The following is a 16,015-nucleotide window of genomic DNA, read 5'->3' on the forward strand; positions in this document are numbered from 1 at the left end:
GGCGCGGCTACGGTGCGGCCCGCGTCACATCGGAGCCGCCGCGCGGCGCCCTCGATGCGGCGCGCGCGGCCCTGAGGAGCGGCTCCTTGATCGAGCCCGCCCCGGGCACGAGCAGAGAGCCCCGCTGGCGCGGCGGGCCGCCGTGCGGCGAGGAGCGCAGGAGGAGCGCGCCCGCGAGCACCACGAGGACCACGAGGCCGATGGTCGCGGGGACGAGCCAGCGCCGCGCGCGGCCCTCGTCGGACGTCGGCGGCGCCGGCCAGGCGCCCTGCGGTGGGCCGGCGCCGCGCTCTGCGCTCGCGCGCCCGGGCTGAGCGGCGGCTTGCGGCGAGCTCTGCTGTGACTGCGGATAGTCGAAGTCGATCGCGCGCTCGCGCGCGATCTGCATGGCCTCCTGGATCGCGGCGCGCCGCCGCTCACCACGCGGGCCGAGCATCTGCTGCATCAGCACAGCGAGCTCATCCGAGGTGGCGATGGGCGTCGCTGGCGACAGCTGCTCGATGGACTGGCGCAGCTCGGCCATCGTGGCGAAGCGCTCGTCCCTCGGCTTCGCGAGCATCCTCATGATGATGCGCCCGACGTCCTCCGGGAGCGACGGGACGAGGGTCCGCGGCGGCTCGGCTGCCGCCTTGTCGCAGATGCGGCGCACCGTCGCAGGATCGTTCTCGGCGTGGAAGGGGTGCTTGCCCGTCACGAGCTGATAGAAGACGATCCCGAGCGTGAACACGTCGGTGCGCCGATCGATGGGCTCGCTGCCCGCCTGCTCCGGCGACATGTACGCGTACTTGCCCTTCAGCTGGCCGACCTGGGTTCGCTGCAGGTTCGAGGCGGCCTTGGCGACGCCGAAGTCGAGGATCTTCACCGACCCGTCGTATCCGACCAGGATGTTTTGCGGCGAGACGTCGCGGTGGACGAGGCCGACGGGCTTGCCGTCGCGGCCGCGCAGCTCGTGCGCGGCGTGCAGGCCGAGGGCCGCCTCGGCCACGATGCGGAGCGCGAAGGGGAGCGGCAGACCGCCGCGCGCCTTGCTCTCGCGGAGAACCAGGTTGAGCGGCTCGCCGTCGATGAGCTCCATCACCTGGTAGAGGACGCCGTCCTCCTCGCCCACATCGATGGTCTCCGCGACGTTCGGGTGATGGATCTGCGAGACCAGGGTGGCCTCGTCGAGGAACATCGCCTCGAAGTCGGGATCGTCGCTCAGCTCGGCGCGCAGCAGCTTGACGGCGACGATCCTGGGGAGCTGGCCGCCCGTTCGAGCGGCCCACACCGAGGCCATGCCCCCGAGCGCGATGGGGACGAGGAGCTCATAGCGACCGAGCGTGTGGCCAGCGCGTACTTCTCCCATGGTGCTCACGTGCCGCGTAACCCCGGAGCGAGGCAGCGCCCGCCGGGAATCGAGCCCCCCGAGCGCGGCCCGCCGCGGCCCGCCCACTACGTCGGGTCCGCAAAAGCGCTCGGTGTGCCAGGTGGTGCTCTTGATCGAAAAATGACCGCGTGCGCCCGGAATGCGACCGGGCGCCTGGTGTTCGGATCGTCGCAGAGAACGCCTTGGCGCTCAACCCGGAACGCCGTTCAGGTCGCAGCGTGATCTTTCACCGATCCATCGCGGAACGGGCCGGTCGCGCTCAGCGCGTGAGCCCCCGTGCCTTGGATAGATCACCGGTGTCCTCGGCCGGCGCGTCGGGCTGCGAGGACTCGGAAGACGGGATGACCTTGCGCAGCGCTGACAGGTGTCGCTTGGTGACCCCTGTCACCGCCAGGATCTGAGCGTCGGTCGCGCGACGAACTCCTTCCATGGAACCGAGCTCCCGGAGGAGCGCCGTCCTCACCGCGCTGCCAAGCCCCGGGATGTCCTCGATCTCGGACCGGAGGCGCCGCGCCTTGCCGAGCCGCTTGCGTGCGTGGTTTGCGAAGCGGTGCGCCTCGTCGCGCGCGCGCGCCAGGAAGAAGAGGGCGGAGCTCGTGGATCGGAGCGGGATACCGTTCTTCTGGCCAGGCAGGTAGACGCGGTCGACGAGCTTCTCTCCGGTCTGCGTCTCCCGCTCCTTCGCCAGACCGACGATCGGGAGACCGTGCAGGCCGAGATCGCGCGCCGCCGACAGCGCCACCTGAAGCTGGCCGCGCCCACCATCGACGACGAACAGATCTGGAAGATCCCACTCGCCTCCGCCGGCCTCGGCGCGCCTCGACACATCACCCCCCGAGGCGGCGCTCTCTCGCTCCGCGGCAGCGGACACCGGCGTCCCTTCCGTCTCCGGCGGAGCGTCGCTCGCTGTTGCCGAGCCGATGTCCTCGTCAGCCAGGTCGCCCTCCGTCGCATCGCTCTCGAGCGCGTCGCTCTCCGCCGGATCGCTCTCCATCATGTCGCTCTCGGTGACGCCCTCCATCGCGTCGCTCTCGGTGACGCCCTCCATCACGTCGCTCTCGGGCGCGCCTTCGGCGCCGAGGGCGGCCTCGCTGTCTGCGGTGGACGCGGGGCTCGCCTGCCGGGCGGCCTTTCCGCGGCGGAAGCGCCGTGAGAGCACCTCGTACATCGCGGCGTAGTCGTCGCCGTCGGCCACGCTCTTCACGTTGAAGCTGCGGTAGCGCTTCTTGTCCGGCTGACCATCGAGGAGCGCCACGATCGATCCCACCGTGTCCCCGCCGCCGAGATGCGAGATGTCGCAGCACTCGATGCGACGCGGGAGCGTCGGGAGACGAAGGCGCTCCCTGATCTCCTCGAGCCGGGCCTCGAGATCATCGGAGCTCCGCTGCTTCTCCCGGAACGCGTGAGCCGCGTTCTCGCTCGCCATCTTGAGCAGATCGACGCGGGGCCCGCGCTGAGGCACGAAGAGCGCCACCTTGCGGCCCCGCCGATCGCCGAGCCACTCCGCAACACCCTCCGCGCCGTCGGGCAACACCGGCACGAGGACCTCATCGGGGATCGTGGTGGACGCGACGCCATAGTACTCGTTCAAGAAGCCGCCGAGCACCTCGTCGTCCGGCAGCTCCATGTTGCGGAGCGAGAAGGACAGCGTGTCTGTCACGCGCCCCCTCCGCACCAAGATCACTTCGACCTCCACGAGCGTCCCCTCGCGGTAGATGCCCACCACGTCTTGATCGACGTCCTTCACGTAGACGACGCGCTGGGCCTCGCGGACGGCCTCGACCGCCCGGAGCTGATCGCGGTAGATGGCAGCGCGCTCGAACTCGAGCTCCCGCGACGCGTCCCGCATTCGCGTGGTGAGCTCGCCCGTGAGCTCGTCGTGGCGCCCTTCGAGGAAGAGCGCGACCGAGCGGACCATCTCCGAATAGAGCTCCCGGTCCACATCCATCACGCAGGGCGCGAGGCAACGCTTGATCTGGTACTGCAGGCAGGGACGCCGGCGCGACGCCATCTCGGTATCGGAGCAGGTGCGGAGCTGGAAGTGCTTGTTGACCAGGTGGAGCGTCCGCCGCGCGCTCGTCGCCGAGTGGTAGGGCCCGAAATAGCGCGCCTTGTCCGGGGCGGGACGGCGGACCGTCTCGAGCATCGGCCACGCCTTCTGCGTGTCGAGCTTGAGGCAAAGGAAGTCCTTGTCGTCACGCAGCTTGACGTTGAACCGCGGCTTGTGCTGCTTGACGAGCTCGTTCTCCAGTACGGCCGCTTCCTTCTCGGTGGCGGTCACCACCGTCTCCAGATCGGCCACGATCTTCCGGAGTATCGGGATGAAGTACCTGGCGTCGCTCCCGCTCTCCTGAAAGTAGCTGCGGACGCGCGAGCGCAGGCTCTTCGCCTTGCCGACGTAGACGACGGCGCCGGCCTTGTCGATGAACAGATAGCAGCCCGGCGTCGTCGGGAGCGACGCGAGCTTGGCGGCGAGGAGGGCTTCGGGATCCTGCTTGGCGCTCGGGTTGACCACGGCCGGAACGATCTAGAAGTCGCGCGCGCCGGCAGCAAGCGCCGCGATCACGGCTGCTCCCGTGGAGAGCGGCCGACGCGGCCCGCGCCGGTTCTCCTTTACATCTAGAAAAACGCCGTCATGTGACGCGGCGCCGCTCGCCTCGGTGCGACGGGGCAGAACGCCCAGGTCGAGATGTCGGGCGAGTCGCCCGACCCGACCGCGACGTTCGCGAGGACAGGTTCGAGCCGAAGCGAAGGCGACACGAACGCGCCGGCCGGACTGCGGGCGATCACCGCCGCGCGGCGGGGCGGAGTCCGTCGCGCACCGCGTTGCCGTCGGCGCGCGCACGCGGGCGTCGTGATCACGTGAGCCGCGCGAGGCGCATGCGGGCGGGCTGATCACGTGAGCCACGCAGCGCCGTGATCACGTGAGCCGCGCAGCGCGCGCGAGCGCCCTGATCACGTGAGCCGCGCAGCGCGCGCGAGCGCCCTGATCACGTGAGCCGCGCGCGCCCCGTGTTGACGCGTCGCTCTCGTGAGGCCACCCGATCACGGTGCGCCGCCGTCACACGTCGCGCGATCGCCCGTGTACGAGGCGGCGCTGGCGACTGCGGTGATGGCGCGCCGCGCCCACGTCGACGCGAGACACGCCCTCGAGCAGGCAGTAGGCTCGACGGCAGGATCTTCGCGGGAGGAGGTCTCGGGTGTCGAGCGCTCCTGCCTCGTGGCCTGGCGGACGACGGCGTCTTCGCCTCGGTCGCAATCCGGCGCGACTCCCGGTCGCTCCATCGCGCCCAGTCCGTCTGGAGCTTCCTGGCCTTGAGAGAGGTCGCCCGCTGGAGAGCGAGGTTGCCCGTACCGGCCATCGGTGCCCGCTTGTCCCCGCCGTAGCTGCGCTTCGGGCTCTCCCCGCAAGCCACTTTCAGCCCGCCGGGCGCCACGGTGGCGAGCGTCTGGGAAGCATCTGGCAGGAATCAGGGAGGAACCTGGGAGGGGCGATGGGACGGCTGATGCCCGGTCGGAGCTCCATCGTTACCGCGCACCCTCTAATCAGGTTGCCTGAACCCGAAAGGACTTGTATGGTCGTAACACCACCAGCGACTGCCCGTTCGATACCCGGGTCCTGGGGCCAGAAGGCATCGGCGGACTGAGCCTGCGGCGCCACCGGCCCCGTGTCTGGTTTTCGTTCGCTGCCGTCCAGGTGCGCCGCTGCGCCTGGTGTCGGGCGGCCCCCGAGGTGGGAGTGCGCGTCGAACAGCCGAGGAGTGACGAACTGTCCACCAGCGTCCATCACCACCGCCCCGCTCGGGGGATCGATGTCGCCCTCGGCGGCGACGGTGAGCTCTGCCCTCTCGCACGGGGGCGAGCCGCGGGCGAGCGTCACCCTGGTGCCCAGCACGAGTGTCACCCCCTGAATCAGGATGAGCGGCTGAGCAGGAGCGGCGGCCTCGTGGCCTCCCGCAGGACGACTTCCGGCTTGCCGGGGCGGCCGTCGGAGCTCGGGCACGGCGAGCGGTTTGGGAGACTCGGCCGGAGGCTGGGCAGCTCCAGCACAGCCGCAAAAAGACGCAGCCAGACCGGAGGCGACATGGCCTGGGGGCTGCAACGTGGGTGGGAGCAACCGCGTCGGGCCGCCGCGCCGATCAGCCAGGGGATGTCCTGGCAGGTGGGTGGGGTAGCCCTCATGACGTCGACACCGCCGGAGGGCGGCTCGGTGGCCGACACGTTGCGGTCGATCCCGGAGAGCGGCTCGGTCGGGAGACGAGAGCTCGGGCATACGGTTACGCCGCCGGAGCAGGGTGGGGTGCAGAAGTGAAAGGCTGCCGCTCCAGCTCACCGGGGTCGCCTGGAACGGCGACCTCGGCCATGACACCTTTCCTTATCGCGGGCGCTCCACCCGGGGGGTCGGGCTCCTCCACGGTCCCTCGGTCAGGCGCCCGCTTCGGCCGCTGCGCGGTGGGGCGCGTGTGTCCGGAGCACAGGAAAGCAGATCTTCATGGGAATGTCGCTGGCTCCCCTCGGTTACGGGGCTGCCCACGGCACGCGCGCCGCGGCATCCAAAGCGGGAGCGCGGTGCAGAGAGGAGCACGGCGCTGTCCATCGCACCCTCTTGGGTTGGGGCGAAGCCTGGCTTCGCGGCGCGACGTCGCCAGGGAGACGAGGTGGCTGGAGTCCGGCTCGACCGGTCGCCCCCAGCATCCGATGACCCGGCGGGGAGGTGGCGAGCGCGGGTTCTTGACGCACGTTGAGGGGACACCTCTCGAATTATTTTCAAGCAAGGTGCTGTTCAGCAGTTGACAACTCTAGCTATTCATGGGACGCGAGATCCAATGAACAACGTCGAAACCGAGATCAAAAGCCACGTTGATGCATTCGTCTCTCAGCTGAGCGGACTTGTCCGCAAAGCGGCTCTCGAGGCCGTCGCCAACGCCCTGCGAGGCGAGGGCCAGCCGGTCGCTGCGGCCGCCGCGCCGCGCAAGGTGGGTCGGGCCAAGGCCGCTCCCCAGCAGCCTGCGGAGGTCAAGAAGGCGGTCGGTCGCCCCGCTCGCGCTGCGAAGCCCACCCGCAAGAAGGGCGAGAAGCGCTCGAAGGAAGAGCTCGCCGCCATGACGCAGAAGGTCCTGGAGCACATCCGGAGCAACAGCGGCCAGGGCGTCGAGCAGATCGCCAAGGATCTGGGCACCACCACGAAGGAGCTGACCCTCCCGATTCGGAAGCTGCTCGTCGAGAAGAAGATCACGTCGAAAGGAGAGAAGCGGGCTACCAAGTACTTTTCCCGCTGAAGCCGGCATCGACGCTCTCCAAAAGGGTCCGGCCAAACCGACCGAGGTCGACGTCCCGCCTTCCCGCAAGCCCAGCAGGGGAAATCGCGGCGAGCCGGGAGCTGTCCCGGCAGGCGCGGAGACGTCGCACCTCGGAGCGGAGCAAGCTCCGCAGCCGTACACGCCGCTGGATGCCCCTCAGGAAGTCCCGCCAAGCCATGTCGTCTCCTCGTAGGACGACGGAGAAATCCGGGCGTAAGGCGCGTCAACTGCCGCCCGACCGCTGCTGAGCGGATCCGCCTGGTGACACGACACAGGCGGCGGCGGCGGCGCTCCGCGATCGGGTCTGTGCACACATGTCCGCTCTGGTGCCCAGGACGCTGGGTTACCGAGCCGCCATGCCCGTGCTCTTGTCGACCTCGGATCGGGAGAGACCACCACGTCATGCCCCCCTGAGCCCCCAACATATCGTGGGGCATCATCGAAGGACCACCACATCTAGTTTCGTGCATCAGCGATCGCGTCGGATGTCCTGTCACGTGTCGCTGAAGCGGCCTCGAAACGGACGCTGGGGCGTGAAGCGGGGCGGAGCTCCAAGGAAACGAAAGGGAGCGTCACCGGCGCGACGCGGCGCAGGAGTCCGGTCATCCAGGGCCGGACTCCCGCCGGGCGGTGCTCGCTCCGTGGGGCCGTGAGCGTGGCCGGGACTGTCGACATGGCAGAGCACGATCGGCGCCGCGCAAGCGTCGTTGCTGTGAACGCCTGACCCGCTCCGCCCATCCGGCGCCCTTCTCGACGATCACGCGGCGCCCTCGGAGCCCCACTGGACCTGGCCGGCCCGGAGCTCAACGCACCTTCACGGACACCTGGACAGGACGCCCCAGGCGGATAGTGCGGGCTTGCAATGTGGGCGAGCCGGACGCCTGGCAAGGAGGAGCCACCGGAGGCCTATCGGTCTCTAGCGATCAGGAAGGGACATGGACAGCGCGCTCCGCCGCCAAGCCCGTGGGACAAGCATGGTCTGTGCCATCAGGGCGGTCGCTCCACCCGATAGCGCGGCTCATGGTCCGAAAGGAGCCGCGAGACCAACGCGTCAACCGACTGGACAGGTTCTAACCATCCGCGGTGATCGAGAAACTGGGCGATGCACAAGAGGCCGCACGCTGGATCGGACACCCCGGCAACGACCGCTGACGCGCGGGGCGCGGTGGCGGCGGTGGGAGGATGAGAGCTCCGGGGAAGGGCGACTCGGGCTCAGCGCTGGGCTCGGCTCCCGACGATGAGGACATTCGAGAAGGGCGTTTTCCCCCAGGCGGGCACCGTCTCGCAGGAGAAGCCGAGCTGCTCGAGGAGCGCCGCGATCTCTCGGGCGGGACGGAAGCGCACACGCTCGCCCCGGTTGAATCGAAGCGCGGTGAAGACACGCTCCTCAAGGAGCGTGATCGAGCTCCTCAAGCCGCGGTCGGTGTCCGCCTCGCGGACGAGCAGGCGCCCGCCCGGACGAACCGCGGCCGCCGCGCGCCGCAGGATCGCGTCCTGCTCTTCCACGCGGAAGTAGTGGAGCAGGTCGATGAGCAGCACGGTGTCTGCAGTTCCGAGCTCGGCCTCGCGCGCATCTGCGCACCAGAACTCGGCGTCCAGCGGAGGGCGGGCGTGGGCCGCGCGCTGCGGGCCGGGCGGGCCGGACGACCCGGACGAGCGCGGGAGAGATGCGCCGGAGCCCTCGCCGGCCGCGCGCCGGGCGTCCTCTATCTTGGCTCGGTCCCAGTCGAACCCACGCGCGCGCTCGGCCCTCCCCAGCTCGAGCAGGAGAATCGGGAGCTGGCCAGCCCCGGTCCCGATATCGAGGACCTCCCCGAGCGCGCCGGGGCGGTCGCCTGCGATGTCGGCAATCAACCGGGCGATGGGGTCGCCGAGCAGCTTGAAGCGGACATAGTGAAAGCGGGTACGCTGCGCCGGCGTGGCGCCCTCAGGCGGGCTGTACCTCCCGGCGACGCGCTCGACCGCGTGGACCCACGGCGGCGCATCCCCGGGGAGCCGATACGGCTCCATCCTGCTGCTCTGCTGCGAGGGAGCGCGGCGCCGCTTCAGCGTGACGAGGACGAAGATCAGGCCGCCGCCGAGCGCCGCGAGCACGAGCCCGACCACCGGGGCGCCGAGGAACATGTACTCGGGGAAGTCCGAAAGCGCTTGCGCCCAGCTCATCTTTTCGTAAAGGCGCAGCCAGCGACCCGTACGGAGGTACGCTCCGACCTGGACCTCCGCCGTGAGCAGCGCTGGCGCGAACAAGGGGTTGGAGATATTCGCAGCGACCCAAGCAATCGCTGCATCCAGACGGAACCACAGGCAGAGGAGGAGCACGAGCGGCGTGTGGCAGCCGAAGATCGGCTGCGACCCGATGAACAGGCCGATCGCGACCGCCACAGCGGTCCGGCCGGCGGACAGCTCGCTGCCACGGAGCTCACGCCACGCGCGGCGCGCCTCCTCTCGGAGGAGAGAGTATTTCGCCAACGTTCAGGGTTTGCTTTCCCGTGCAGCACGATCCGCCTCACCTGCTGCATCGGCCGTCGTCTTGGAGAGGATGTCGCTCACGGTCGTGGGTGTCGCCTCGTCGAGCGCGTCCCACGTACCGCCCGCCGCGGGGGCCGGCGCCGGCTCGCCTGACACAGCGCCCGCAGCGCGCCTGCTCCGCTGCGCCTCCAGCGTGCGAAGGTACATCTTCGCCGTCCTGTTGTCGGGATCGATGGCGAGCGCCTCGCGCCACTCGGCGCTCGCTTGATCGGGCGCGCCAAGGGAGAGCAGCGCGACCCCGAGCAGCACGCGCGCTGGTGCGTACTTCGGGTTCGCGTCGCGCGCGGCGGCGTAATGCTCGCGAGCGAGCGCCAGATTCCCGGCGTCGCGGTACATCGTCCCGAGGCGCAGCTGAAGATCCACGAACGTCGGACACAGCGCCACAGCCCGCGTGAGCTCGGCGATCGCTTCCTGCGCGCAACCGGCGTCGGCATAGGCCTGCGCGAGATCGGCGTGCATGTTGGCGATCTTGCCGCGCGCGAACGGGTCGAGGATGCCGCCTCCCCCCTCGCCGCGGCGGATGCGAGAGTAGACCTGCCGCGCGGCCTCGTATTTGCCGAGGTCGTTGTAGGTGACGGCGAGGTTCAGCAGCGCTTCCGTGTAGTGCGCGTTGAGCTGCACCGCGCGCTCGAAGTGGGCCTCGGCCGCGAGGAAATCACCGCGTTCGTGGAGAATGACGCCGAGCATGTTGTAGACGTCCGCGAAGCGGTCGGTTTTCTCGATGATCTGCCGCAGGGCGTGCTCCGCGAGATCGTACTCGCGCCGCTCGTAGTGCTCCCTGCCGAGAACCAGAAGTTGCTTCAGCCGGTCGTCCATCAGGCCCGTCAGCTTACGCGACCGGCGTACGATGGGATCCGCCTTCCGCGCAACCCTTGCGTCGGCCGGGGAGTCGCGCGGTTGCAACCCCGTCGATGCCTTGGTACGCACGTCGGCGTGCCGAGTGCAGTACCCCAGAACCCGCTCGAGGCCTCCGGAGCGCCGGACGCCGAGGACCGCGCCAGGGGGCGGAGCGGAGAGGCCGGCAGCGCGGCGGAGCCTGGCGCCGCTGTCCCGCAAGACGCGCCGCGCGTGGAGCCCGGAGCTGCTGTCCCGCAGGACGCGCCGCGCGCGGAGATCGTGCGCATCGGCGCGGCCGAGGACGTCGCGGACGTCGCGGACGACGCGCTCGACGCCCCCAGCAGACCGGCCACGCCGCCGCTGACGGCGCCGCTTCAGGGCAATCGCCGGGGCGAGGGCGCTCCGGCCGCTCCCTGGTCGCGCAGCAGCGAGCTTCGCGCGCGCGCGGCGTCGACGTGGCCGCCGCAGCTCCCTCCTCCTTCTTCTCGCGGGCGCGCATCGGCGCCCTGGTCGCGCGGCAGCGATCCGCGCGTGCAGCCCCTGCGGACGCCGTCGCTCATGGACGGCGGTCCCCACGCGGGCCCCGGTTCGACGGACGGCCCGCGGCTTCCACCCGGCCTCAGCCGGCCCCCTCCAGGACCGCACCTGTCGCCGCGCATGACCGCGGTCTTCGGCGGCATCTTCGGCCTCGCGACGCTCACCTCGCTCATCGCGCTGCTGATCCAGGGCGTCCCGGTGCGCGACGAGCGCGCGCTGGTCGCGGCGAGCCCGGCGACCTCGGCAGCAGGTACGGACGGGACCGCCAGGCCGTCCTCCGTGCCCGAGGTGAAGACCAAGCAGCGCACCCCGCTGCCCGGCCCATGGCGGATCTCCGAGCTCGGGAAGGATCCTTCCATGCTCCTGGTGAGCGACGTGATGGACCGCCGGTCGTTCATCGCGGCCCTCGACGACAAGGGCGTACCGAAGGCGCAGATCTACCGGATCATGAAGGCCTTCGACGGGCTGCGGAAGTTCGACAAGTGCGGCCGCAAGGACCGGTTCACGGTCGCGATGGATCGCTCCACGCGCCGCGTCCGCGCCTTCGAGTACGAGGTCTCGGCGAGCGAGATCTACCAGGCGAGGGACGACGCGGCCGGGCTGCTCACGGGCGCCACGCTCGACATGAAGATCGCCGAGGAGGAGGTCGTCGCCTCCTTCTACGTGGGGAAGGATCTCGCCAACGCGATCCGGGCGGGGGGCCTGGAGCCCGGCGTGCTCGACGTGATCGACGACGCGCTGAACGGGCGCCTCTCGACGGAGAGCTTCGAGGAAGGGAGCACGGTCCGGCTGATCGCCATCGAAGAGACGGCGCTCGGGATGTTCTCCCGGTACAAGAAGGTCATCGCGCTCGAGTACCGGCCCGCGGATCCCGCGGAGAAGCCGGTGCGCATCTACGATTTCAAGGGGCAAGAGGCCCGCGGCACGTTCGATGAGCGCGGCCGGCAGCCGCACGCCGGCGGCTGGCGCGCGCCGGTCCCGGGCGCGCCCGTGACGTCGAGGTTCAACCCGCAGCGGATGCACCCGGTGCTGAAGAAGAAGATGCCCCACAACGGGACGGACTTCGGCGCGCCGATGGGAACGCCGGTGTACTCGGCGTATCGCGGCGTGGTCGACTGGGTCGGTCCGGCGGGTCCGAGCGGCAACCTGGTCACGGTGACGCACGCGAACGGGGTCACCACCGGCTATGCGCACCTGTCGAGGTATGCCCCCGGCATCAAGGCCGGCATGAAGGTGGGTACCCACCAGCTCGTCGGCTACGTCGGGTCGACGGGCCGCTCGACGGGCCCTCACCTTCACTTCAGCGCCAAGAGGGACGGCAAGTACTTCGATGCCGAGACGCTCCAGCTCGATGGAGAGCGCGTGATGCCCGGCATCGATCGCGCGGCGTTCGCCGCGGCGAAGGAAGCGCTCGACAAGCGGCTCGACGCCATCCCGCTGCCCGAGCCGCCGCCCGAACCGACGAAGCCGGAGGCGGCAGAGCCTCCCTCGCCGCCGCCGCCCGCGGCCACCGGCAGCGAGGCCTCGGCCGCCGCGGCCGCCGCGGCACCGGACGTCGGACCGAGCGGACCGAACGAGCAAGAAGCGCAGCCGCCGGAAGGCGCCGGGGACGACGAGGGCGAGCTCATCGAAGGCGCCGATCTCAAGAGCCCGCCGGAAGCGATGTGACGCCGAGCGGGCCGAGAGGTCCGCTCGATGAAACCAGAGGAGGCCGAGCGGGCCGAGAGGTCCGCTCGATGAGAAGAGACGCCGAGGGACAAGCTGTCCCGTCCTCGGCGCCTTCGCGGCATCGGGCAGACAAAACGCACCGAGGACGCGGAGGGGGAAACCCTCGCGCCCTCGATGTCCTTGCCATGCCGTCCATCCCGATGGGCGGCGGCCAGGCCTGCTACCGCTTCGAGTACTGGAAGCGCTTGCGGGCGCCGGGCTGGCCGTACTTCTTGCGCTCCTTCTTGCGCGCGTCGCGCGTGAGGAAGCCCGCGCGCTTGAGCGACGGCCTGCGCTCCGGATCGAGCTCGCAGAGGGCGCGCGCGATGCCGTGCCGCATCGCCTCGGCCTGCGCGCTGTGGCCGCCACCGACCACGGTCGCGTTCACGTCGAACTGCTCGAGCAGCTCGAGCAGCTCCAGCGATTGACGCATCACCATGCGCGAGGTCTCGCGGACGAAGTAATCGTCAGCGGGCCTCTGGTTCACCTTGATGTTGCCGGTGCCCGGCGAGAGGAAGACGCGCGCAACGGCGGTCTTACGCTTACCAGTGGCGTACGTTCTCGTTTCCGTCATGGCTTTGCTCAGCTGTAGCTAAGGGGCTGCGGCTGCTGCGCCGCGTGGGGGTGATCGGGACCGGCGTAGACCTTGAGCTTGGTGAGGAGCTCGCGCCCGAGCACGTTCTTCGGGAGCATGCCCTTCACGGCCTTCTGGATCGGGAGCTCCGGCTTGCGCTCGAGCAGGTGACCGTACGACTCGGAACGGAAGCCACCCGGCTCGCCGCTGTGCCGCACGTAGTTCTTCTGCTGGAGCTTGCGGCCCGTCAGAAGGACCTTCTTGGCGTTCACGACGATCACGAAGTCGCCGGTGTCGACGTGCGGCGTGAACGTGGGCTTGTTCTTGCCGCGGAGCACCGTGGCGATGCGGCTGGCAAGGCGGCCGAGGGGCTTGCCTTCCGCGTCGATCACCCACCACGTACGCTCGTTGCGGGCCTCCGCAGGCTTGGCGGAAAAGGACTTGGGCTGAGGATTCATTGGGCGAAAAACTCCGGAAGTGCGCCTGCCAAAAAGGGGCGCCACTTCTACAAGGCGGCCCTTCGCCTGTCAAGCATCTCAGGCTTCTGCGGGTGCATCGTCATCGTCCGGCGAGGGTTGGTCAAGCGGGGTTTGTCGACAACCGTCGGCGTTCCGTCCGTTCCGTCGGTCCCGCCTTGCACCCCTGGCTTGTCTCGGGCTCCCAGATTTCTCTTATTTTCCCGATCATCCAGCTCGCCAAGGCGTTGAACCAGGCAGCCCCTCGGTCGCATCGACGGCGAACGAGCCCAAAGCTCCCCCCGAACGCCGCGCCAGGCAACACTGCGACGAGCAGACGCGGCGGTCGAGCGACCGGCCGATCCGTCTCATCGCTCATCGTTCACGTCACATCGGTCGCCGACGTCCTGCTGGCTCGCTTGAAGGAGCTCATCACGGCAAGGAGTCGATCGACGGTTCAGCTCAGCGGAGAGGGCGGGATTCGAACCCGCGGTACGTTGCCGTACACACGATTTCCAGTCGTGCACCTTCGACCACTCGGTCACCTCTCCCGATACAACTTCAACGCGCCCCGCTTCTGCCGGACCGGCGCCGCTCGAGAGAGAGCGGGCGGTCAGAGCCCACCTGCTTCAACGGGGGCAAGCAGCCAAGCGTAGCGGAGAGAGCGGGATTCGAACCCGCGGTACCCTTGCGGGTACACCTGATTTCGAATCAGGCACCTTCGGCCTCTCGGTCACCTCTCCGCCGGCGAACATGGCAAAGCGGGGCCGGCTGGTCAAGCATCTCCTGACCACCGACCGGTCTGGAGGTGCGCTTTCGGCGCCGAGGCCCCCCGCGAGCAGCCCGAAGCGCGCTCCCGGGCAGCGCTCGTCGTCCAGCATGCGGCTCTCTGGCGCTCGCCGCACCGGCGGGCGCGGCCCTACCCCGCCCCGCGCGGCGCCTGCCCTCCGCGAGCGGCTGGCCGCGTCGGAGCGGCCCCGTCGGACGCAGGCTCGCGATCGCCGTCGGAGAAGGCCTCGGCCCCGAGCGCGGCGCGCGCCGCAGGCGTGCCTGCGCGCGGGAGCCGGATGACGAAGCGCGCGCCTCCGAGCGGGGACTCGAGCACGTCGATGGTGCCGCCGTGATCGACCACGATCTTCTTCACGATGCTCAGGCCGAGCCCCGTGCCGTCGTACCGCGTCGTGACGTACGGATCGAACACCGAGTCCCGCACGGCGGGATCGATGCCCGGGCCGTCGTCGTCGATCGCGATGAGGTGGCTCTGCCCCTCGCTCCGCGCCGAGACGCGAACGCTGCCCCACACAGCGGCGCCCGGGCGCTCTCGGGCTCCTCCGCCGGGCGCCGCTCGCTGCGCGTCGCGCAGCGCCTGCGCCGCGTTGCGCACGATGTTGCCGAGCGCGCGCCGGAGCATCTCGCGATCGAGCGCGGCCGGCATCGGGACATCCGGCACATCGAACTCGAGATCGACGCGCCCGAGCAGCGCCTCGTCCGAGGCGTGCTCGCGCCCCGCCTCCTCGACCGCGGCGAAGCGCTCGCCCTGCTCGCGCAGGAACTCCGCGAGATCCGAGGGCTCGAGCTCTGCCCGCGGGAGCCGCGCGAAATTGGAGAACTCGCCGACGAGGCGGCGCAAGGTGCCGACCTCCTCCTCGACGACCTCCAGCGTCGTCTGGAGCAAGCGCTGGTACGCCGGGTCGCTGCCCGCATAGCGCCGGTGGCACTCCTCGACGGCGAGCTGGATCGGGGTCAGCGGGTTCTTGATCTCGTGCGCGAGGTGCCGCGCCATCTTCTGCCACTCGCCCATGCGCTTGAGGAACTCGATCCGCGCGCGGCTGCCCTCGAGCTCCTCGAGCATGCGGTCGAAGGCGCGGCCGAGATCGGCGACCTCATCGTCGCCCTGCAGCCCCACGCGCACCGAGAGGTCGCCCTCCGCGACGGGCCGGGTCGCGGCGGCGAGCCGCGCGATGCGGTCGACCACGGGGCGCGCCACGAGCACGCCGGCGAGGATCGCGAGGACGATCGTCGCGCCGAGCAGGGCGGCGAAGGCGTCGCCGTAGCTCTCGTCGAGGTACTCCTTCCGGTGCTCCCGCTCGAGGGCGTGGTACGCCTGCGCGAACGCCTGCGCCGCGTCGAGCTCGTCGAAGCGCGCGCTCGGCGCGGCGAACGTCGCGACGAGGGTCCGCGCGTCGCCGTCGCAGCCGCCGTCGTCGGGCGCGAGATCGCCGGGCTCGGCGGCGTGGCCGGGGGCGCGCGCGATCGCCTTCCGGACCGTGAGCGTCTTCTCGTGCGCCGGATCCACCGGGCGGCCGCGCTCGCGCGCTCCGACGAGATCGCCGCCGCAGCGCTCGACGCGGAGGGAGACCAGCGCGGGGTGGGCCGCGATGATGCGCGCAAGCTCGGCGTCGAGGCGCTGCGCGTCGCCGGTGAAGGCGGTCTCGCGCAGCGGGTCCGCCGCGACGATCGCGTCGGCCTCGGAGCGCATGCCCTGCTTGATGGCGGCGGCCAGCTCGGCGTACACGCCGAGCGCCCTGTCCAGGTGGACGCCGAACTCGGGCTGGAACGCCGTCGCCGATACCCGCGCGATCACCGTCCTGGCGACCACGATGCTGGCGACGAGCGGGATCAGGGCGGTCACGAGGATGGCCGCGACGACCCGCCGCTCCGTCCTGCCGGGGATGCGCATGCGCGCAGCATAGCCGCGGCCCAGCGCGGG

The 16,015-nt window shown here is 70.3% G+C and carries 10 protein-coding genes and 2 tRNA genes; 3 read left to right on the plus strand and 9 right to left on the minus strand.

Translation table 11 applies throughout. The features are described from left to right. Positions 1–7 precede the first annotated feature (7 nt). Together WME73_RS41135 and uvrC are read right to left on the minus strand one after the other, a co-directional pair. On the minus strand, positions 8–1,345 hold the full coding sequence (locus WME73_RS41135) for a serine/threonine-protein kinase (RefSeq protein ID WP_437913130.1): 1,338 nt from the start codon (positions 1,343–1,345) through the stop codon (positions 8–10). Positions 1,346–1,625: 280 nt separating this feature from the next. After that, on the minus strand, positions 1,626–3,881 hold the full coding sequence (gene uvrC / locus WME73_RS41140) for an excinuclease ABC subunit UvrC (protein WP_437913131.1): 2,256 nt from the start codon (positions 3,879–3,881) through the stop codon (positions 1,626–1,628). Positions 3,882–5,546: 1,665 nt separating this feature from the next. On the opposite strand from uvrC, the gene WME73_RS41145 reads away from it, so the two are divergent. Both WME73_RS41145 and WME73_RS41150 read left to right on the plus strand, forming a co-directional pair. Next, positions 5,547–5,678 carry a hypothetical protein gene (locus tag WME73_RS41145; RefSeq protein ID WP_437741715.1) on the plus strand — a complete coding sequence of 44 codons (132 nt, stop codon included), beginning with the start codon at positions 5,547–5,549 and terminating at the stop codon, positions 5,676–5,678. A gap of 514 nt (positions 5,679–6,192) precedes the next feature. Further along, the gene (locus WME73_RS41150; RefSeq protein WP_272102708.1) at positions 6,193–6,645 is read left to right on the plus strand and encodes a DNA-binding protein; all 453 of its coding nucleotides are present in this window, start codon (positions 6,193–6,195) and stop codon (positions 6,643–6,645) included. A 1,233-nt stretch (positions 6,646–7,878) separates the two neighbouring features. Here WME73_RS41150 and WME73_RS41155 read toward each other — a convergent pair. Then, complete coding sequence (locus WME73_RS41155; protein ID WP_437741716.1) at positions 7,879–9,135, minus strand: DUF2062 domain-containing protein; 1,257 nt, start codon at positions 9,133–9,135, stop codon at positions 7,879–7,881. Positions 9,136–9,138: 3 nt separating this feature from the next. Then, positions 9,139–10,011, minus strand: coding sequence for a tetratricopeptide repeat protein (locus WME73_RS41160; RefSeq protein WP_437741717.1), 873 nt, complete (start codon positions 10,009–10,011; stop codon positions 9,139–9,141). 117 nt (positions 10,012–10,128) lie between these two features. Here WME73_RS41160 and WME73_RS41165 point away from each other — a divergent pair, with 117 nt between their 5' ends. Then, positions 10,129–12,237, plus strand: a complete 2,109-nt coding sequence (locus WME73_RS41165) for a peptidoglycan DD-metalloendopeptidase family protein (RefSeq protein WP_437741718.1) — start codon at positions 10,129–10,131, stop codon at positions 12,235–12,237. 220 nt (positions 12,238–12,457) lie between these two features. Here the strand turns inward: WME73_RS41165 and rpsI are convergent, their stop codons facing one another. From rpsI to WME73_RS41190, 5 genes are all read right to left on the minus strand, one after another. Beyond that, positions 12,458–12,850, minus strand: a complete 393-nt coding sequence (gene rpsI / locus WME73_RS41170) for a 30S ribosomal protein S9 (RefSeq protein ID WP_437711475.1) — start codon at positions 12,848–12,850, stop codon at positions 12,458–12,460. 8 nt (positions 12,851–12,858) lie between these two features. Continuing rightward, positions 12,859–13,308 carry a 50S ribosomal protein L13 gene (rplM, locus tag WME73_RS41175; RefSeq protein ID WP_437741719.1) on the minus strand — a complete coding sequence of 150 codons (450 nt, stop codon included), beginning with the start codon at positions 13,306–13,308 and terminating at the stop codon, positions 12,859–12,861. Between the two features lie 463 nt (positions 13,309–13,771). Beyond that, positions 13,772–13,856, minus strand: a tRNA-Ser gene (locus tag WME73_RS41180). Between the two features lie 105 nt (positions 13,857–13,961). Beyond that, positions 13,962–14,048 (minus strand) — tRNA-Ser (locus tag WME73_RS41185). Between the two features lie 176 nt (positions 14,049–14,224). Next, positions 14,225–15,985 carry an ATP-binding protein gene (locus WME73_RS41190; RefSeq protein WP_437741720.1) on the minus strand — a complete coding sequence of 587 codons (1,761 nt, stop codon included), beginning with the start codon at positions 15,983–15,985 and terminating at the stop codon, positions 14,225–14,227. Positions 15,986–16,015: the final 30 nt, after the last annotated feature.

The sequence above is a fragment of the Sorangium sp. So ce302 genome, from assembly GCF_051530145.1.
GTDB lineage: Bacteria > Myxococcota_A > Polyangia > Polyangiales > Polyangiaceae > Sorangium > Sorangium cellulosum_B.